Below are 18,252 nucleotides of genomic sequence, written 5' to 3' on the forward strand. Positions count from 1 at the left end.
CGGATTGCATCCGGGCTACGGGTGCGGACTGGCAACGGGCGATTCGCGATGCCGTCGGGGGCGATGACTGGTACAGCCCCCGATGCCACAGGCACCCACCTGGGCTAGCCTGCGCCTTCCCCCACACCGGTGCCCCCACCATGCTGCGTCTTTCCCTGATCGCTGCGGCCACCGCCGCCGCGCTGGCCCTGTCCACCCCCACAAGGGCGCTGGACCTGCAAGGCCTCTCCGACGAGGTCTCGCCCTGCACCGACTTCTATGCCTTCGTCAACGGCCGCTGGCTGAGCCAGACCGAGCTGCCGCCCGACCGGGTGCGCATCGGCAGCTTCGACGGCCTGCGGCGGGCCAATGACGCGCTGCTGGAGCGCGCGCTGGGCGAGCTCAGCGCCAAGCCCGAGTTGCAGACCACACCGGGGCTGAAGCTGGTAGCGGCCTTCTATGCCAGCGGTATGGACCTGGCCGCGATCGAGGCCGGCGGGCTGGCGCCGGTGGCGCCGCTGCTGGCGCGCATTGACGCGCTGCGCAGCCCCGCCGAGCTGCCCGCCCTGCTGGCCGCCCTGAACCGGGTGCAGATTGCCGCGCCGCTGGCCGCCAATGTGACGCCCGATGTCAAGAACACCACCCGCTACACGCTGGTGCTGAGCCAGTCGGGCCTGGGCCTGCCGGATCGCGAGGACTATTTCAAGACCGATGCCCACAGCGCGCGCCTCAAGACCGCCTACCGCGCCTATGCCAAGCGCCTGCTGGAGGCGGCCGGCACGCAGCCCACCGAGGCCCAGCTGGAGGCGCTGATGAGCTTCGAGACGCAGCTGGCCCAGGCCTCCAAGCCCCGCGTGCAAATGCGTGACCCGATAGGCAATTACCAACCCTTCTCACCCACCGGCCTGGCCGAGGCGGCGCCGGGCTTTGCCTGGCCGGCCTATGTGGCCGAGCTGACCGGCCGCAAGGCCGGCGTCGAGCGGCTGCTGATGGGGCAGCCCGACTTCGCCAAAGCGCTGGGCCGGCTGGCCGCCGACACCCCGCTGGACACCTGGCGCAACTACCTGAAGCTGCGCGTGCTGGACGCCACGGCCGCGCAGTTGCCGAAGGCCTTTGCCGGCGCGCACTTCGACTACCGGGGCGCCGTGGTGACCGGGCTGAAGGCACCGGCGCCACGCAACGAGGCGGTGATACTGGAGATCGGCGGCCGCACCGGCTCGGCCGCCATGGCGCTGGGCCTGGGCGAGCTGTTCGTGGCGCGGGCCTTTTCGGCCGAGGCACAGCAGCGCTCGCTGGAGCTGCTGACCGACATCAAGGCGGCGATGCGCCAGCGCATCGAGGGCCTTGACTGGATGAGCGCACCCACCAAGGCACGGGCGCTGGCCAAGCTCGACGCGATGACGCCCAAGATCGGCGCGCCGGCCCGCTGGCCGCAGTACGAGGGCCTGGTGATACGCGCCGACGACTTTGCCGGCAATGTGCTGCGCGCCAATGCCTGGCAGGTGGCCCGGCGCATGGCCGACCTCGACCGCCCGGTGGACCGCACGCGCTGGAACACCTCGCCGCACATCGTCAACGCCTTTGCCGGCGGGCTCAACGAGATCACCTTCCCGGCCGGCATCCTGCAGCCGCCCTTCTTCGACGCCAAGGCGGACGATGCGGTCAACTACGGTGGCATCGGCATGGTCATAGGCCATGAGATCACCCACCACTTCGACGACCGGGGCCGCCAGTTCGATGCCAACGGCAGCCTGTCGGACTGGTGGACGCCCGAGGACACCGCCGCCTACAAGGCCCGCGCCGAGCGGGTGGTGGCCCTCTACGGCGGCTACGAGCCCCTGCCCGGCCAGCGCGTCAACGGCCAGCTGACGCTGGGCGAGAACATCTCCGATGTGGCCGGCATGCCGCTGGCCTTCGACGGCCTGCAGCGGGCGCTCAAACGCAGCGGCAAGACGGGCAAGATCGAGGGCTACACGCCCGAGCAGCGCTTCTTCTTGTCGAACGCGCTGATCTGGCGTGACAAGAAGCGCGTCGAGGCGCTGATCAACCAGCTGCGCACCGACTCGCACTCGCCCGCGCCCTACCGGGTGCTGGGGCCGATGTCGAACCTGCCGGCGTTTGCGAAGGCCTTCTCGTGCAAGGCCGGGGACGCGATGGTGGCGGGGGATCCGATCACGGTGTGGTGATACACCCAAACTCACCCAAACGCATTCGCCACATTCCGATCAAGCTCGAACAGCGGCAGCGCCAGCCGGCTCACCGCCGGCGGCTCGACCACCCGCTGGGCCTGACCCCAGATCGGCTGCGGGAAGTGGCTGTCCCAGTCGAACCGGGCGATCACATGCCAGTGCAGATGGGCCACCATATTGCCCAGCGAGGCAAGGTTGATCTTGGTCGGGCGCAGGTGCTCGCGCAAAACCATCTCGACGCGGGCCACCGCCTCCAGGCACAGGCCGCGCTCGGCCGGGCTCAGGTCGGTGAACTCGGCGCGGTGGGCCGCCCAGACGATGCGGTAAAAGGCCGGGAAGCTGACGTCTTCGATGCGCAGCACGCGCAGCATCGGTGTCTGCACCACGACGAAGCCGCCGGGGCTCTCGCACAGTTCGCAACCTTGCAGGTGATCGCCTTGGGCCATATCGCTTTGAATGCTCGCTAAGATCCTGCGACTTTAGCGCTCCAGGGAAGCCCCTCATGACAACATCTCGTCGCCAAACGTTACAACCGGTCGGCCGCCGCCTGCTGATCGCAGCAGTGGGCCTCGCCGCCCTGCTGCCGCTCGCGGCCCGCGCCGACACCTGGCCCGCCAAGCCGATCCGCTGGGTGGTGGCCTACCCGGCCGGCGGCGGCTCGGACTTCCTGGCCCGCCAGCTCGCACCCCAACTGGGCAAGCAGCTGGGCCAGACCTTTGTGATCGACAACAAGCCGGGCGCGGCCGGCATCATTGGCACCGACGCGGCGGCCAAGTCGGCCCCCGACGGCTACACCATCGTCAGCGGTGACAACGGCGTGATGGTGTTCCACGCGGCCATGTACAAGAAGCTGCCTTACGATCCCAAGGACCTGGTGCCGGTGGGCTTCATGGCGCGCTTTCCGCTGATCCTGGCCGTCAACCCCGGCGCCGGCTTCTCCAGCGCGAAGCAGTGGCTGGACGAGGTCAAGAAGAACCCGGGCAAGTTCAGCTATGCCTCCCCGGGCATCGGCAGCCCCCATCACCTGGCGATGGAGCTGCTGAAGGACCGCTCGCAGACCTTCGTCGTCCACGTGCCCTATCGCGGCACGGCCTTCGCGCTGCAGGACGTCATCGGCGGCGTGGTGCCGATGACGGTGGTGGACACCGCCGCCGGCCTGCCGCAGATACGCTCCGGCAAGCTCAAGGCGCTGGCCGTGATGTCCAAGAAGCGCCTGGCCACCCTGCCCGATGTGCCCACCTTCGAGGAACTGGGCTTCAAGGATCTGGAAGTGACCGCCTGGCAGGGCCTGTTCATGCCCAAGGGCACGCCGCCGGACATCGTCGCCAAGCTCAGCGGCGAGCTGACCAAGGCCATCAACACGCCCGAGGTGAAGGCACGGCTGGAGGACTTCGGCCTTGAGGTGGCTCCGTCGAATGCCGCCGGGTTGGCCGCGTTTGTGCAGAAGGAGACAACGTTCTGGCACGGGCTGATACGGGAACGGAAGTTGTCGGCGGAGTAGTGCCGCCCCCGGATTGCATCCGGGCTACACGGTCTTCGTAGCCCGGATGCAATCCGGGACTCCTATCCCCCCGCACCCTCGCTTCGGGGGTGCCCTTGACGCGCCCCTGCTGCTAAGGTCAGCGCGATCGAACCGCAGTACCGGAACACGCCATGAACGCATCCCCCAAGCACCTGATCCCCTTCGCCCTGCTGGCCCTGAGCGCCGCCGCGGCGCAGGCCACCACGCCGACCCATCTGTACGAACTGAACAACAGCTACGCCGACAGCCTGGGCGGCCCGGCGCTGACCAGCTTTGGCGGCACCCTGGGCGCGAGCAGCTACAGCTTTGCGGCCAATCAAGGCCTGGCGGTGGACAACGCCGTGGCGCAAGATGTCTACACGATTGACACCAGCTTCGTGTTCGACTCGACCGGCGGCTATCGCCGCATCGTCGACTTCAAGGCCGGCGCCAGCGATACCGGCCTGTACAACCTGAGTTCGGCGCTGAACTTCTACAACGGCTGGAGCGGCCCGAACGGCGCCTTCGCCGACGGCCAGCAAGTGCGCGTGACCTTGTCACGTGACGCCGCTGGCACCTTCTCCGGCTACGTCAACGGCGTGCTGCAGCTCAGCTTCAACGACGCCGGCGGCCTGGCCAAGTTCAGCACCGCCAACAGCACCGCCCGCTTCTTCATTGACGACAATGCGGTTGGCGGCGAAGCCTCGGCCGGCTCGGTGGACTACATCGCCATCTACAGCACCGCCCTATCGGCCCAGGAGATTGCGACGCTGGCACCAGCGGTGCCGGAGCCCGAGAGCTATGCGCTGATGCTGGCCGGCCTGGCCGGCGTGTTGGCGATGGCGCGGCGCCGCAAGCGGGGCTGAGATCGTTGTCCCGGATTGCATCCGGGCTACGGCGAATATGTAGCCCGGATGCAATCCGGGGAGCTACGATGCCGCCATGGTGCTCTACCGCCGCAACCGCCTGCCGGGTGCGAGCTACTTCTTCACCGTCACGCTGGCTGATCGGCAGGCTTCAACGCTGACCGATCACGTCGCGTTGTTGGGTGACTCGATGCGCACGGTGCAGCAGCAACTGCCCTTCACGACAGACGCCATCGTCGTGCTACCCGAGCATCTGCACTGCGTCTGGACGCTGCCCGAATCTGATAGTGACTACCCGACCCGCTGGAAGGCGATCAAGGCGGGGTTCACGCAGGGTTTGAGGCTGGCTGGAGTGGCGCTGGCGGAGCGGCCCGACGGTGGGTTCAAGCTTTGGCAGCGGCGCTACTGAGAACACACGCTGCGTGATGAGGCGGATGTGGCCAGGCATATCGACTACATCCACTACAACCCGGTGAAGCATGGTTGGGTGACGCGGGCTGTTGATTGGCCGCATTCGTCGTTTCACCGGTATGTGCTGATGGGGGTGTACACGGAGGATTGGGGCCTCGCCGCGGATGTTGATGGGGCGTTTGGGGAGAGGTGACCCCGGATGCAATCCGGGGGCCAACACATCACACCAACACGCGCTCGATGCCGCCGTTGTTCGCCATCGCGATGTACTTGGGCATCCAGTCCTCGCCAAGAATCTTGCGGGCCATCTCGACGACGATGTAGTCGGCCTCCAGCAGGCCGTTCTGCAGGTCGTTGCCGTAGCGGGTCAGGCCCTGCAGGCAGCTGGGGCAGGACGTGAGGATCTTGATGTCCTCCTTCACGCCGACGGCACCCGACTCGCGCAGCGCGGCCTCGTTCTTGCGCAGTTCCTCTTCCTTGCGGAAGCGGATCTGCGTGCTGATGTCGGGGCGGGTCACACCCAGGGTGCCGCTCTCGCCGCAGCAGCGCTCGCTCTTGGTCACCGAGTCGCCGACCAGGGCCTTCACCGTCTTCATCGGCTCCTGCAGCTTCATCGGGCTGTGGCAGGGGTCGTGGTACAGGTACGTGGCGCCGGGCGTCAGGGTGATGCCCTTCTCCAGCAGGTACTCGTGGATGTCGATGATGCGGCAGCCGGGGAAGATCTTGTCGAATTCATAGCCTTGCAGCTGGTCGTAGCAGGTGCCGCAGCTCACCACCACGGTCTTGATGTCCAGGTAGTTGAGTGTGTTGGCCACGCGGTGGAACAGCACCCGGTTGTCGGTGATGATCTTCTCGGCCTTGTCGAACTGGCCCGAGCCGCGCTGCGGGTAGCCGCAGCACAGATAGCCGGGCGGCAGCACCGTCTGCACGCCGGCATGCCACAGCATCGCCTGGGTGGCCAGGCCGACCTGCGAGAACAGGCGCTCCGAGCCGCAGCCGGGGAAGTAGAACACCGCCTCGGTTTCGGCCGTGGTGCGCGCCGCGTCGCGGATGATGGGCACGTAGTCCTTGTCCTCGATGTCCAGTAGCGCACGCGCCGTCTTGGTCGGCAGGCCGGCCGGCATCTTCTTGTTGATGAAGTGGATCACCTGCTCTTTCAGCGGTGCGGCACCCAGGGTGGCACGCGGCGCGCTGGTCTGCTTGCGCGCCAGGCGGCGCATCAGGTCATTGGCCAGGCGCTGAACCTTGAAGCCCACGCCCACCATGCCGGCACGCACGAACTTGATCGTCTCCGGATTGGTGGCGTTGAGGAAGAACATCGCCGCTGCATTGCCGGGGCGGAAGCTCTTCTGCCCCATCTTGCGCAGCAGGTTGCGCATATTCATCGTCACGTCGCCGAAGTCGATCTTCACCGGGCAGGGGCTCAGGCACTTGTGGCAGACGGTGCAGTGGTCGGCCACGTCCTCGAACTCCTGCCAGTGCTTGACCGAGATGCCGCGGCGCGTCTGTTCCTCATACAGGAACGCCTCGACCAGCAGCGAGGTGGCGAGGATCTTGTTGCGCGGGCTGTAGAGCAGGTTGGCGCGCGGCACATGGGTGGCGCAGACCGGCTTGCACTTGCCGCAGCGCAGGCAGTCCTTGATGCTTTCGCTGATCGCGCCGATATCGCTCTGCTGCATGATCAGCGACTCATGGCCCATCAGCCCGAAGCTGGGCGTGTAGGCATTGGTCAGGTCGGCAAACTCCGTGCCGCCGCGCAAGAGCTTGCCCTTGTTGAAGCGCCCTTCCGGATCGACCTTGGCCTTGTAGCCTGCAAAGCCCGACAGCTCATCGTCGGTCAGGAACTCCAGCTTGGTGATGCCGATGCCGTGTTCGCCGGAGATCACGCCGTCCAGGCTGCGTGCCAGCTTCATGATGCGGGCCACGGCGCCATGCGCCGCCTGCAGCATCTCGTAGTTGTCAGAGTTGACCGGGATGTTGGTGTGCACATTGCCGTCGCCGGCATGCATGTGCAGCGCCACCCAGACGCGGCCGCGCAGCACCTCCTGGTGGATCTTCCTGCAGGCGTCGACGATGGGGGTCAGAGCTGAACCGGCGAAGATCTCCTGCAGGGGCCTGAGCACCTGGGTCTTCCACGAGGCACGCAGCGTGTGGTCCTGCAGCTGATCGAAGTAGCTCGGCGAACCGGCCGCCGGGGCGTCGTCGATATGCGTCAGCCAGAACAGCCACTGGGTGCGCGTCTCGCGCAGCAGCGTCAGCGCCTGGGCGACGCGGTCCTCCAGCAGCTCGGCCGAGGCAATGTCGCCGGCATCGTCGCTCTTGCCCAGCGGCAGCCCGCCCGCCTCGAAAAAGTCCTCCAGCTTGTCGATCAGCTGCAGCTTGTTGCGCAGGCTCAGCTCGATATTGATGCGCTCGATGCCGTTGGTGTATTCGCCCATGCGCGGCAGCGGAATGACCACGTCTTCATTGATCTTGAAGGCATTGGTGTGGCGCGCGATCGCGGCGGTGCGCTTGCGGTCGAGCCAGAACTTCTTGCGCGCATCGGCGCTGACGGCCACGAAGCCCTCGCCGGCACGGCCATTGGCCAGGCGCACGACTTCAGACGTGGCCCTGGCCACGGCATCGGGGTCATCACCGACGATGTCGCCGACCAAGACCATCTTGGGCAGGCCGCCGCGCTTGCTCTTGGTCGCGTAGCCCACGGCCTTCAGGTAGCGGTCGTCAAGGTGCTCCAAACCCGCGAGGATGGCGCCGCCCGAGGCCGCCTGGGCGAACATATAGTCCTTGATGTCGACGATGCTGGGCACGGCGTCCTTGGCATTGCCGAAGAACTCCAGGCAGACGGTGCGCACGTGCGCCGGCATGCGGTGCACGACCCAGCGCGCGCTGGTGATCAGGCCGTCGCAGCCCTCTTTCTGGATGCCCGGCAGGCCGGCGAGGAATTTGTCGGTGACGTCCTTGCCCAGGCCTTCCTTGCGGAACACGCGGCCGGGAATGTCCAGGCGTTCGGTGCGCTCCAGCTTCTTGCCCGAGGCATCGAAATAGCGCAGCTCGAAGCTGGCCACCGGGGCGTCATGGATCTTGCCCAGGTTGTGGTTGATGCGGGTCACTTCCAGCCACTTGGCCTCGGGCGTGACCATGCGCCAGCTGGCCAGATTGTCCAGCGCCGTGCCCCACAGCACGGCCTTCTTGCCGCCGGCATTCATGGCGATATTGCCGCCTATGCACGAGGCCTCGGCCGAGGTCGGGTCGACGGCGAAGACGAAGCCGTTGGCATCGGCAATGTCGGAGACGCGCTGCGTGACCACACCGGCCTCGGTCCAGACGGTGGCGACTTCCTTGTCCAGGCCCGGCAGCCGCAGCATCTCGACGCCGCTCATCGCCTCGAGCTTCTCGGTGTTGATGACGGCGCTGTTCCAGGTCAGCGGCACGGCGCCGCCGGTGTAGCCGGTGCCGCCGCCGCGCGGAATGATGGTCAGGCCCAGCTCGATGCAGCCCTTGACGAGCGCGGCCATCTCGGCCTCGCTGTCGGGGGTGAGCACGACGAACGGGTATTCGACGCGCCAGTCGGTGGCATCGGTGACGTGGGCCACACGGCTCAGACCGTCGAACTTGATGTTGTCGCTCTTGGTGACCTTGCCCAGCACCTTCTGCGTGCGGCGGCGCAGGGCGGCGACCTCGTCAAAGCCCTTGGCGAATCGCTCCACCGCCTGACTGGCCAGCTGCAGCAGCTCACCGACATGGGCATCGCGCTCGGCCGCACCGAGGGCCGAGTCGGCCGGCGCACGCCGGCGCTCGACCTCGCCCAGGCGGTGATGCAGGGCATCGACCAGCTGGCGGCGGCGCTTGGGGTTGTCCAGCAGGTCGTCCTGCAGATAGGGATTGCGCTGCACCACCCAGATGTCGCCCAGCACCTCGTACAGCATCCGTGCGGAGCGGCCGGTCTGGCGCTCCTCGCGCAGATGGTCCAGCACCGCCCAGGCACGCTGGCCGAGCAGGCGGATGACGATCTCGCGGTCGGAAAAGGACGTGTAGTTGTAGGGAATCTCGCGCAGTCGGGGCGAGGCCGCGTGGGGCGTGAACGACGGTTCCTGAGCCATCAGCGGGAGAGGTGCATTCATGAAGTCGGTGAGCCTATGGAACCAGATAAAAACACCGGCGCAGCACCGGTGTGCATCAAATCCTACCGCAGTGCAACATTTGCACTCTCTCCAGCGAGACAAGGCCTTTTTATTGGGCCGTCATGGCCTTGACGCGAGGTGGCGGCAAGGTCCTGGTGGACGGGCCTTGACGCGCATCCGCGACAGGCCGAATTTGCAATTGTGCCCGCTCGGGCCGAAGATCAACCCCGCTTGGCGACTCGGCATTGAGGGGAAGTCCTCTTGTGCCCGGGTCCATGGCATGACAAAAACAGAACTGTCACAAATGCTCAGTACGCTTGCACGTTTGTTCTAGGCAAGGTCTTGCCTTTGTTCGATATGTTCCAATCGCCCCCGCGATCCAACGGAGACACCATGAATTTGAAACCGCGCTTCCTGATCACCGCCCTGCTGGCCGCCGGCCTGAGCACCACCGCCCAGGCCCAAGTGGAGGTCCAGTGGTGGCACTCCATGGGCGGGGCCCTCGGCGAATGGGTCAATGACCTGGCCAAGGACTTCAACGCCAGTCAGAAGGACTACAAGATCGTGCCGACCTTCAAGGGCAGCTACGACGAGTCGATGACGGCCGCGATCGCCGCCTTCCGTGCCGGTAATGCGCCGCACATCCTGCAGGTGTTCGAAGTGGGCACCGCCACGATGATGGCCAGCAAGGGCGCGATCGTGCCGGTCGGCGAGGTGATGAAGAAGGCCGGCGTCACCTTTGACGCCAATGCCTATGTGCCTGCCGTGGCCGGCTACTACACGGCGCCCAATGGCCAGATGTTGAGCTTCCCGTTCAACAGCTCGACCACCGTGTTCCACTTCAACAAGGACGCGTTCAAGGCCGCCGGCCTGGACCCCAACAGCCCGCCCAAGACCTGGTCGGAGGTGACCTTGGCCGCCGCCAAGCTCAAGGCCAGCGGCCACAAATGCCCGTTCACGACCAGTTGGGTGAGCTGGACGCAGCTGGAGAGCTTCTCCGCCTGGCACAACGTCGAGTTCGCCACCAAGGGCAACGGCATGCGCGGCATGGACACCCGCCTGAGCTTCAACAGCCCCCTGCATGTGCGCCATATCGAGAATCTGGCCAATATGTCCAAGCAGGGCCTGTTCGTCTACAAGGGCCGCGGCAATGCGGCCGACGCGACCTTTGTGTCGGGTGAGTGCGCGATGACGACGGGCAGCTCGGCGCTGTACGGCAACATCAAGCGCAATGCCAAGTTCGCTGCAGGCATCTCCGCCCTGCCCTATTACCACGATGTGCCGGGCGCCCCCCAGAACACCGTGATCGGCGGCGCCAGCCTGTGGGTCATGTCGGGCAAGAAGGATGCCGAGTACAAGGGCGTGGCCCAGTTCTTCGCCCATCTGTCCAAGGCCGAGGAGGCCGCCAAGAGCCACCAGCGCACCGGCTATCTGCCCTTGACCAAGGCCTCGTACGAACTGACCGAGAAGTCGGGCTTCTACAAGCAGAATCCGGGCACCGATGTGTCGGTTGACCAGATGATTCGCAAGACGACCGACAAGTCGCGCGGCATCCGCCTGGGCAACTTCGTGCAGATCCGCACCATCAATGACGAGGAACTCGAGGGCGTCTGGAGCGGCAAGAAGACGGCCGCTGAAGCGCTGGACGCTGCGGTGAAGCGCGGCAACGAGCATCTGGAACGCTTCCAGAAGGCCAACAAGCCTTGACCTGAGCCCGACGGCAAGACAGGATCGACACCCGGCCTGCTGCAGCGCCGGGTGTTGTTCCTTTTGCCCTGTCGATGGCCCCTGCCTCCTTGACGATACTGTTCTGAGCGACCTGCCCCATCATGGAAAAACGCGTCCGATTCAAATCATGGTGGCTGCCATGGCTGCTGGTGGCCCCGCAGATGGCGGTGGTGCTGGTGTTCTTCTTCTGGCCGGCCGGTCAGGCGCTGTACCAGAGCGTGCTGACGCAGGACGCCTTCGGCACCACCACCGAGTTCGTCGGCCTCGACAACTTCCGGCGCCTGTGGGCAGACGACACCTATCTGGCCTCGTTCAAGACCACGGCCCTGTTCTCGGTGCTGGTGGCGGTGAGCGGCCTGAGCCTGGCCCTGCTGCTGGCCGTGATGGCCGACCGCGTGATCAAGGGCTCCGGTGTCTACCGCACGCTGCTGATCTGGCCCTATGCGGTAGCGCCAGCGGTGGCCGGCGTGCTGTGGCTGTTCATGTTCGCCTCGCCGATGGGCGTGGTGGCCTACGCGCTGCAGTTCTTCGGCATGGAATGGAACCACATGCTCAATGGCGACCATGCCATGGCCTTGATCGTGATGGCCGCCGTGTGGAAACAGATTTCCTACAACTTCCTCTTCTTCCTGGCCGGCCTGCAGAGCGTGCCGAAGTCCTTGATCGAAGCAGCCGCCATTGACGGCGCCTCGCCCTGGTATCGATTCCGCACCATCATCTTCCCCCTGCTCTCGCCGACCACCTTCTTCCTGCTGGTGATCAACGTGGTGTACGCCTTCTTTGACACCTTTGCCATCGTCGACGCATCAACCCAGGGCGGACCGGGCAAGGACACCGCCATCCTGGTCTACAAGGTCTATTACGACGGCTTCAAGGCGCTTGACATGGGCGGCTCGGCCGCACAGTCGGTGATCCTGATGGTGATCGTGGTGGCCCTGACGGTGGCCCAGTTCCGCTTCGTCGAGAAGAAGGTGCAGTACTGATGCGCACGCCCTTCTCACCTTCCCTTCGCCGCTCGACCAAAAAGGCTTACACATGATCGAACGACGCCCTGTGCTCGACTTCATCGCGCATGCCACCCTGATCATCGGGGTGCTCATCGTCGCCTTTCCGGTCTATCTGACCCTGGTGGCCTCGACACAAAGCGCCTCGGACATTGCCTCGGCACGCCCCCTGTCGCTGCTGCCCGGCAGCAACTTCCTGGAAACCTACCGGGTTGCGCTGTTCGGCGGAGAAAGCAGCATGGGCAGCAAATACCCGGCCGCGGCCCCGATGATGCTGGTCAGCCTGATCAGCGCGCTGATCATCGCCATCGGCAAGATCACGATTTCGCTGCTGTCGGCGTTTGCCATCGTGTACTTCCGCTTCCCGATGCGCAGCCTGGTCTTCTGGATGATTTTCGTGACGCTGATGCTGCCTGTCGAGGTGCGCATCGGGCCGACCTATGAGGTGGTATCCAGTCTGGGCATGCTCAACAGCTACGCCGGACTGACGGTGCCCTTGATCGCCTCGGCCACCGCGACTTTTTTGTTCCGGCAGTTCTTCCTCACGGTGCCTGATGAGCTGGTGGAGGCCGCGCGCATGGATGGCGCAGGCCCGATGCGCTTCTTCAAGGACGTGCTGCTGCCCCTGTCGAGCACCAGCATCGCCGCGCTGTTCGTGATCCAGTTCATCTATGGCTGGAACCAGTATCTGTGGCCTCTGCTCGTCACCACCAACGAAGACATGTACCCGGTGGTGCTGGGCATCAAGCGCCTGATCGCCGGCGAGGCCTACACCGAGTGGAATGTGGTAATGGCCACCGCCATGCTGGCCATGCTGCCGCCCGCCCTGGTGGTGATGCTGATGCAGAAGTGGTTCGTCAAAGGGCTGGTGGACACCGAGAAATAGGCGGCAGCGGCCGCCTCACCCCAATCCGACGCACAGTAACGATCAAAATGATTTGCGGGACAGACCTTGCCGGACAAGGCAAGCTCTGTCCTCAACTGACTAAGAAGACACAATGGCCAGCATTTCAATTCGCAACCTCGTCAAACGCTACGGTCACGGCCCCTCGGCCAACCAGGTGATCCATGGTGTCGATGCCGAGATCAGCGACGGCGAGTTCGTCGTCATCGTCGGCCCCTCGGGCTGCGGCAAGTCCACCCTGCTGCGCATGGTGGCCGGCCTGGAAGAGGTCTCCGAGGGCGAGATCCGCATCGGCGACCGCGTGGTCAACAACGTCGAGCCGGCCGATCGGGACATCGCCATGGTGTTCCAGAACTATGCGCTGTATCCGCATATGAGCGTGTACGACAACATGGCCTATGGCCTGAAGATCAAGAAGGTGCCGGTGGATGAGATCCGCACCCGGGTCGACAAGGCCGCCAAGATCCTCGAGCTCTCAGCCCTGCTGGATCGCAAGCCGCGCGCCCTGTCGGGTGGCCAGCGCCAGCGCGTGGCCATGGGCCGCGCCATCGTGCGCAATCCGCAGGTGTTCCTGTTCGACGAGCCGCTGTCGAACCTGGACGCCAAGCTGCGCGCCCAGACCCGGCTGGAAATCCAGAAGCTGCATGCCGAGCTGGGCGTGACCTCGCTGTTCGTGACCCACGACCAGGTCGAGGCCATGACGCTGGCCCAGCGCATGATCGTCATGAACGGCGGCCGCATGGAGCAGTTCGGCACACCCGAAGAGGTTTATGCCCGCCCGGCCAGCACCTTCGTGGCCGGCTTCATCGGCTCACCGCCGATGAACCTGATGCCTGGCCAGGCCGATGGCTGGCGCTTCACCGTCGGCGGGCATGTCCTGACCCTGCCGGCGGCGGCCCCCCGCGCGGGTGAGCTGATCATGGGCCTGCGCCCCGAGCATGTGACCGACTGGAAGGTCGGCCAGGGCCAGGGCTGGGCGCTGAAGGTCGAGATGCTGGAAATGCTGGGCGCCGAGCGCCTGGTCTATGGCCACCTGGGCACGCAGATGTTCACGCTGCGCATCGACGGCACCCATGTGCCGCCGAAGATCGGTGACACGCTGTACCTGCAGGTCGAACGCCAGCATCTGCACTGGTTTGATGCGAAGACCTTGCAACGAGTCGTCTGATGAGCGCCTGGCCTTTTCCGTTCTGGATCGCCCACCGCGGCGCCGGCAAGCTGGCGCCGGAGAACACCCTGGCGGCATTTCGCCTCGGTGCGCAGCATGGCTACCGCGCATTTGAGTGCGATGTGAAGCTGAGCCGAGAAGGCATCCCCTTCCTGCTGCATGACGCCACCCTGCAGCGCACCACGCCCGAGCACGGCGTGGCCGGCGAGCGCCCCTGGAGCGAGCTGTCGCGCATCGACGCCGGCGCCTGGCACAGCCGCGGCTATGCCGGTGAGCCGATTCCCAGCCTGGACGCGCTGGCGACCTATGTGATCGCCAACCGCTTTGCGCTGAATATCGAGATCAAGCCGACACCGGGGCTGGAGCTGCTGACCGGCCAGGTCGTCGGCCGCGAGACCCGGCGGCTGTGGCAGGGCTCGGGCCAGCTGCCGCTGTTCAGCTCGTTCCGCCCCGAAGCGCTGACCGGCGCCCGCGAGACCGCCCCCGAGGTGCCCCGCGCCCTGCTGATCGACAGCCTGCGCGAGGGCTGGCTGGATGAGGCCCGCGCGCTGGACTGCCAGGCCGTGGTCACCAACTACGCTCTGATGAACTTCGAGACCACGGCCCGCATTCATGCGGCCGGGCTGAAGGCACTGGTCTACACCGTCAATGACGAGGCCGCCGCGCAATGGCTGATCGCCAACGGCGTGGACGGCATCATCACGGATGCGGTGGATCGGTTTTCGCCGGCGGAATAGTGGTGGCGGCCCCGGATTGCATCCGGGCTACAAATCGTCCGTAGCCCGGATGCAATCCGGGACACCATCACTCACAAGGGCGCGATTCGCGAATACACCCGCGTATCACGCGGCACACCGCTCACATCGAGCGTGTCGCGCCGCAGCAGCCCCTCGAACTCGAAGCCGCAGCGCTCCGCCACCGCGCGGCTGCGGGCATTGGTGTCATCCATCCGTATCTCGACCCGCCGCGCCTGCAGCTCGGCGAAGGCCATCTGCGTCAGCGCCGTCACCGCCTCGGCCACATAGCCCTGGCCCTGCGCGCTGGTGCGTATCCAGTAGCCGATTTCGAAGCGGCGCACCGCCCAGTCCAGCCGGTGCAGACCGGTGCCGCCCAGCAGCCGGCCGGGCTGGCCCTCGGGCGTCTTGGCATAGATCTGATAGACCAGATCGCTGCGCAGCACGAACTTGGCATGCTGGTTGCGCATCACCGCCTCGGACTCCTCCACGCTGGGCGCCACCTGGGCCCAGGGCATCCAGGGCTTGAGCTGCTCAAGCGATTCGCAGATCGCCGCATTGATCGCCTGGCCCAGGCCGATGCGCGGAGCGGCAACGACCAGGCGCTCGGTGACGATCTGTTCGGGGACGTTGATCAGGACGGGGTCGGTTGTTGTCATCGCTACTCCGCTATTTGCTTGTCAACAGATCGGGACTGAGTCCGGGCATGCCCTCGGCGCCCAGATGTTCATCCAGGTCCTCCGGCTTGGGCAGTTCCCGCACGCCGCTGATCACCGGGTGGCGGGCGGCCACCAGGCTCAGCAGCAGCGCGCCCACGCCGGCGAAGACCAGCGCCGCTCGCAGGCCCACATGCTCGCCCAGCCAGCCGCCGATCAGTGCGCCCGGGCCGGCAGGAATCAGGATCAGCCAGCGCATCGTGCTGGTCATGCGGCCCAGCAGCGGCGCCGGGGTGACGGCCTGGCGCAGCGACAGGAAGTTGATGAAGATCAGCACCGCGCCAAAACCGAACAGGAACAGCATCAGCGCGAAGGCGGCCACCCCCCAGGCATTGGCCGGAGCGATCGACAGCACCAGCCAGCCGGCGCCGCAGGTGCCCAGACCCAGGGTCAGGCTGGGTCCGGGACCGATGCGCTTGCTGACGCGGTGGCCGACTACGCTGGACAGCACCGTGCCCGCGCCCAGGGCCACATAGCTCAGGCCCACGCTTTGCGCCGTCAAGCCCAGGATGCGCGTGGCAAACAGGATCTGCACCACCATCGCCGCCTGGTGGAACAGCTGCCAGCCACCCACCGTCATGGCCAGAGTGACGAGCAGGCGCTGGCCGCGCACAAAGCGCACACCGGCCTTCAGGTCACGCCAGAAGTGCGCCTCCTTGGTCGACACCGGCGCCTCCTGGATATGGATGCCGCGCAGGATGAAGGCCGACAGCAGCAGCAAGGCGGCGTCCACCAGCAGGGCCACCGGCGCACCGACGACCTTGATCAGGACACCGGCCACCCCGGGCCCGGCAACCTCGGCCCCGGACGAGGCCAGCGCATTCTTGGCATGGGCCTCGACGAGGCGCTCGCGCGCCACCACCTGGGTGAGCACGATCTGCGCGGCACTGCCGGCGGTGGTGTAAATGGTGCCAATGACGAAACCGACAACGTACAGCCAGGTCATGCTCAGCATGTCGAACCACATCGCCAGCGGCACGGTGACCAGGATCAGCGCGATCGCCGTCTCGCCAATCACATAGACCGGCAGCTTGCGCACGCGGTCCAGCCACACGCCGGCGGGCAGCGAGAACAGCACGAAGGGGATGATCTCCATCGCGGTGAGCAGGCCCATCTGCGTGGGCGTGGCATGCAGCATCACGGCCGCCGTCAGCGGCAGCGCCAGCATGGTGACCTGCCCGCCCAGCGAGCTGATCAGGATCGAGGTCCAGAGCCGCCGGTAGGTGGCATCGCGCAGCAGATCACCCTGAGGCAGGGTCATGGCTCGCCGCAATCGTTGGAGCCAGGCTTTCATTCACGTCTCCCTATTTCACTCTTGCGCTCTTGCGGCCCTTGTGGGGCCAGGCGGACCGATGGGTCCGACAGCGAAAGAACGCAGAGCGCCAACTTCTTCCGCTGACTCTGCAGCGGACTTCGGTCAGGAAGCTGAGGCTGAGAGTGGGGTCAGGCCGCCGGAACCGGCGTGGCCTTGGGAGCAGTGGCGCCGGCCATGCACAGACCGCAGGCACGAACGAACGCCGATGCACGGGGTGCGCTTCGGGTACGGTCGAGCAGTTTGGTCATGGCTTGATGGGCGTCAAAGAGAGACACGGATGTTAGCAGGCTAAACCCGCCCGGAGTGCGACAGGCGCACCCCTAACTCCATTGCATTAACTACGATAGTCGGCGTTGATGGTCACGTAATCGTGGCTCAGGTCGCAGGTCCAGACCGTGGTGCTGGCCGGGCCGCGGTTCAGATTCACATGGACGGTGATCTCGCTTTGCTTCATCACCCGCTGACCGTCTTCCTCGCGGTACTCGGCCCGGCGCCCGCCCTGGTGCACCACGTGCACATCGTCCAGGTGCAGATCGATCAGCGCCTGGTCCAGATCGGCGATGCCGGCATAGCCCACCGCGGCGAGGATGCGGCCCAGGTTCGGGTCGCTGGCGAAGAAGGCGGTCTTGACCAGCGGCGAGTGGGCAATGGCATAGGCCGCCAGCTTGCATTCGGCCTCGTCGCGGCCGCCGCTGACCTTGACGGCGATGAACTTGGTCGCGCCCTCGCCATCGCGCACGATGGCCTGGGCCAGCTCGCGTGCCACGGCAAACACCGCCTCGCGCAGGATCTGACCGTCGGCCGAGTCGAGCGACTCAATGGCCGCGTGGCCGGCCTGCTGGGTGGCGATGAGCACGAAGGAGTCGTTGGTCGAGGTGTCGCCGTCGATGGTGATGCGGTTGAAGGACTGATCGGCCGCCTGGGTCACCAGGCTTTGCAGCAGGGCCGGGGCGATGACCGCGTCGGTGGCCATGAAACCCAGCATCGTCGCCATATTCGGGCGGATCATGCCGGCGCCTTTGCTGATGCCGGTGACGGTGACGGTCTTGCCGGCAATCTGCACCTGGCGCGAGGCGGCCTTCGGTATCGTGTCGGTGGTCATGATGCCCTCGGCGGCCAGGCCCCAGGCGTTCGCGTCCAGCGCCGCCAGCGCGGCGGGCAGGCCGGCGGTGATGCGATCCACCGGCAGCGACTCCATGATCACGCCGGTCGAGAACGGCAGAACCTGCTTTGCCTGAAGCCCCATCAGGCCGGCCAGCGCCTCGCAGGTGGCGCGGGCGCGGGCCAGGCCGTCGGCGCCGGTGCCGGCATTGGCATTGCCGGTGTTGATCAGCAGCGCACGGACTTCAGTGCCGGAAGCCAGGTGCTCGCGACACAGTTGCACCGGAGCGGCGCAGAAGCGGTTCTGGGTGAAGACGCCGGCCACGCTGGCGCCGGCATCGAGCGCGATCACGCTCAGGTCGCGCCGGTTGGCCTTGCGCACGCCGGCCATCGTCACGCCCCACCTCACGCCGGGCACGGGATGCAGGGAAGCGGGATCAGGGGCAAGCAGATTGACGGGCATATGGGTCTCGCGAAGCGGGCGGTTGGAAGCTCGGGCTGCATTGTAGGCAAGG

The 18,252-nt window shown here is 66.0% G+C and carries 14 protein-coding genes; 9 read left to right on the forward strand and 5 right to left on the reverse strand.

From position 1 onward, the window contains the following. Positions 1–140: 140 nt before the first annotated feature. Positions 141–2,165 (forward strand): M13 family metallopeptidase, encoded by a 2,025-nt coding sequence (locus DES47_RS20155; RefSeq protein WP_166652094.1) that lies wholly within the window; start codon positions 141–143, stop codon positions 2,163–2,165. A gap of 11 nt (positions 2,166–2,176) precedes the next feature. On the opposite strand, the gene DES47_RS20160 is transcribed toward DES47_RS20155, so the two are convergent. Continuing rightward, a complete protein-coding gene (locus DES47_RS20160; protein WP_133702532.1) occupies positions 2,177–2,614 on the reverse strand; it encodes an HIT family protein in 438 nt (145 codons plus the stop codon). A gap of 56 nt (positions 2,615–2,670) precedes the next feature. Between DES47_RS20160 and DES47_RS20165 the strand changes: the two genes are divergently transcribed. The 3 genes from DES47_RS20165 to DES47_RS29030 all read left to right on the forward strand — a co-directional run bounded on the left by DES47_RS20165 (position 2,671) and on the right by DES47_RS29030 (position 4,944). Beyond that, positions 2,671–3,669: a Bug family tripartite tricarboxylate transporter substrate binding protein gene (locus DES47_RS20165; RefSeq protein ID WP_133702533.1), complete on the forward strand. Its 999-nt coding sequence runs from the start codon at positions 2,671–2,673 to the stop codon at positions 3,667–3,669. Between the two features lie 152 nt (positions 3,670–3,821). Beyond that, positions 3,822–4,535 (forward strand): LamG-like jellyroll fold domain-containing protein, encoded by a 714-nt coding sequence (locus DES47_RS29420; protein ID WP_133702534.1) that lies wholly within the window; start codon positions 3,822–3,824, stop codon positions 4,533–4,535. 76 nt (positions 4,536–4,611) lie between these two features. After that, entirely contained in the window at positions 4,612–4,944 is a 333-nt protein-coding gene (locus DES47_RS29030) for an REP-associated tyrosine transposase (RefSeq protein ID WP_208115063.1), read from the forward strand. Positions 4,945–5,167: 223 nt separating this feature from the next. On the opposite strand, the gene DES47_RS20180 is transcribed toward DES47_RS29030, so the two are convergent. Then, entirely contained in the window at positions 5,168–9,067 is a 3,900-nt protein-coding gene (locus tag DES47_RS20180) for a DUF3683 domain-containing protein (RefSeq protein WP_133702535.1), read from the reverse strand. A 393-nt stretch (positions 9,068–9,460) separates the two neighbouring features. On the opposite strand from DES47_RS20180, the gene ugpB reads away from it, so the two are divergent. The 5 genes from ugpB (at position 9,461) to ugpQ (ending at position 14,608) form a co-directional block, all read left to right on the forward strand. Then, positions 9,461–10,774, forward strand: coding sequence for a sn-glycerol-3-phosphate ABC transporter substrate-binding protein UgpB (gene ugpB / locus DES47_RS20185; protein WP_133702536.1), 1,314 nt, complete (start codon positions 9,461–9,463; stop codon positions 10,772–10,774). A gap of 122 nt (positions 10,775–10,896) precedes the next feature. Beyond that, positions 10,897–11,778: a sn-glycerol-3-phosphate ABC transporter permease UgpA gene (gene ugpA, locus DES47_RS20190; RefSeq protein WP_133702537.1), complete on the forward strand. Its 882-nt coding sequence runs from the start codon at positions 10,897–10,899 to the stop codon at positions 11,776–11,778. 52 nt (positions 11,779–11,830) lie between these two features. Next, entirely contained in the window at positions 11,831–12,685 is an 855-nt protein-coding gene (ugpE, locus tag DES47_RS20195) for a sn-glycerol-3-phosphate ABC transporter permease UgpE (protein ID WP_133702538.1), read from the forward strand. A 112-nt stretch (positions 12,686–12,797) separates the two neighbouring features. Then, positions 12,798–13,871 carry a sn-glycerol-3-phosphate import ATP-binding protein UgpC gene (locus DES47_RS20200; RefSeq protein ID WP_133702539.1) on the forward strand — a complete coding sequence of 358 codons (1,074 nt, stop codon included), beginning with the start codon at positions 12,798–12,800 and terminating at the stop codon, positions 13,869–13,871. Then, positions 13,871–14,608, forward strand: a complete 738-nt coding sequence (gene ugpQ / locus DES47_RS20205) for a glycerophosphodiester phosphodiesterase (RefSeq protein ID WP_133702540.1) — start codon at positions 13,871–13,873, stop codon at positions 14,606–14,608. The genes DES47_RS20200 and ugpQ overlap by 1 nt, the downstream gene beginning before the upstream one ends. A gap of 71 nt (positions 14,609–14,679) precedes the next feature. Here ugpQ and DES47_RS20210 read toward each other — a convergent pair whose 3' ends face one another. The 3 genes from DES47_RS20210 to argJ form a co-directional block, all read right to left on the reverse strand. Continuing rightward, complete coding sequence (locus DES47_RS20210) at positions 14,680–15,264, reverse strand: GNAT family N-acetyltransferase (RefSeq protein WP_133702541.1); 585 nt, start codon at positions 15,262–15,264, stop codon at positions 14,680–14,682. 10 nt (positions 15,265–15,274) lie between these two features. Next, positions 15,275–16,615: an MFS transporter gene (locus DES47_RS20215; protein WP_133702542.1), complete on the reverse strand. Its 1,341-nt coding sequence runs from the start codon at positions 16,613–16,615 to the stop codon at positions 15,275–15,277. A 355-nt stretch (positions 16,616–16,970) separates the two neighbouring features. Beyond that, positions 16,971–18,200 (reverse strand): bifunctional glutamate N-acetyltransferase/amino-acid acetyltransferase ArgJ, encoded by a 1,230-nt coding sequence (argJ, locus tag DES47_RS20220; protein ID WP_133702543.1) that lies wholly within the window; start codon positions 18,198–18,200, stop codon positions 16,971–16,973. Between the last annotated feature and the right edge of the window lie 52 nt (positions 18,201–18,252).

It is taken from the genome of Roseateles toxinivorans (assembly GCF_004362525.1).
In the GTDB taxonomy this organism is placed as follows: domain Bacteria; phylum Pseudomonadota; class Gammaproteobacteria; order Burkholderiales; family Burkholderiaceae_C; genus Paucibacter; species Paucibacter toxinivorans.

What these genes read in the sequence shown, in the direction of transcription:
- DES47_RS20155 (WP_166652094.1), top strand. Translation starts at nt 141, where the DNA reads ATGCTGCGTCTTTCCCTGATCGCTGCGGCCACCGCCGCCGCGCTGGCC.
- DES47_RS20215 (WP_133702542.1), bottom strand. Translation starts at nt 16,615, where the DNA reads ATGAAAGCCTGGCTCCAACGATTGCGGCGAGCCATGACCCTGCCTCAG.
- ugpE (WP_133702538.1), top strand. Translation starts at nt 11,831, where the DNA reads ATGATCGAACGACGCCCTGTGCTCGACTTCATCGCGCATGCCACCCTG.
- DES47_RS20165 (WP_133702533.1), top strand. Translation starts at nt 2,671, where the DNA reads ATGACAACATCTCGTCGCCAAACGTTACAACCGGTCGGCCGCCGCCTG.
- DES47_RS20210 (WP_133702541.1), bottom strand. Translation starts at nt 15,264, where the DNA reads ATGACAACAACCGACCCCGTCCTGATCAACGTCCCCGAACAGATCGTC.
- DES47_RS20160 (WP_133702532.1), bottom strand. Translation starts at nt 2,614, where the DNA reads ATGGCCCAAGGCGATCACCTGCAAGGTTGCGAACTGTGCGAGAGCCCC.
- ugpA (WP_133702537.1), top strand. Translation starts at nt 10,897, where the DNA reads ATGGAAAAACGCGTCCGATTCAAATCATGGTGGCTGCCATGGCTGCTG.
- DES47_RS20180 (WP_133702535.1), bottom strand. Translation starts at nt 9,067, where the DNA reads ATGAATGCACCTCTCCCGCTGATGGCTCAGGAACCGTCGTTCACGCCC.
- DES47_RS29030 (WP_208115063.1), top strand. Translation starts at nt 4,612, where the DNA reads ATGGTGCTCTACCGCCGCAACCGCCTGCCGGGTGCGAGCTACTTCTTC.
- ugpB (WP_133702536.1), top strand. Translation starts at nt 9,461, where the DNA reads ATGAATTTGAAACCGCGCTTCCTGATCACCGCCCTGCTGGCCGCCGGC.
- argJ (WP_133702543.1), bottom strand. Translation starts at nt 18,200, where the DNA reads ATGCCCGTCAATCTGCTTGCCCCTGATCCCGCTTCCCTGCATCCCGTG.
- DES47_RS20200 (WP_133702539.1), top strand. Translation starts at nt 12,798, where the DNA reads ATGGCCAGCATTTCAATTCGCAACCTCGTCAAACGCTACGGTCACGGC.
- DES47_RS29420 (WP_133702534.1), top strand. Translation starts at nt 3,822, where the DNA reads ATGAACGCATCCCCCAAGCACCTGATCCCCTTCGCCCTGCTGGCCCTG.
- ugpQ (WP_133702540.1), top strand. Translation starts at nt 13,871, where the DNA reads ATGAGCGCCTGGCCTTTTCCGTTCTGGATCGCCCACCGCGGCGCCGGC.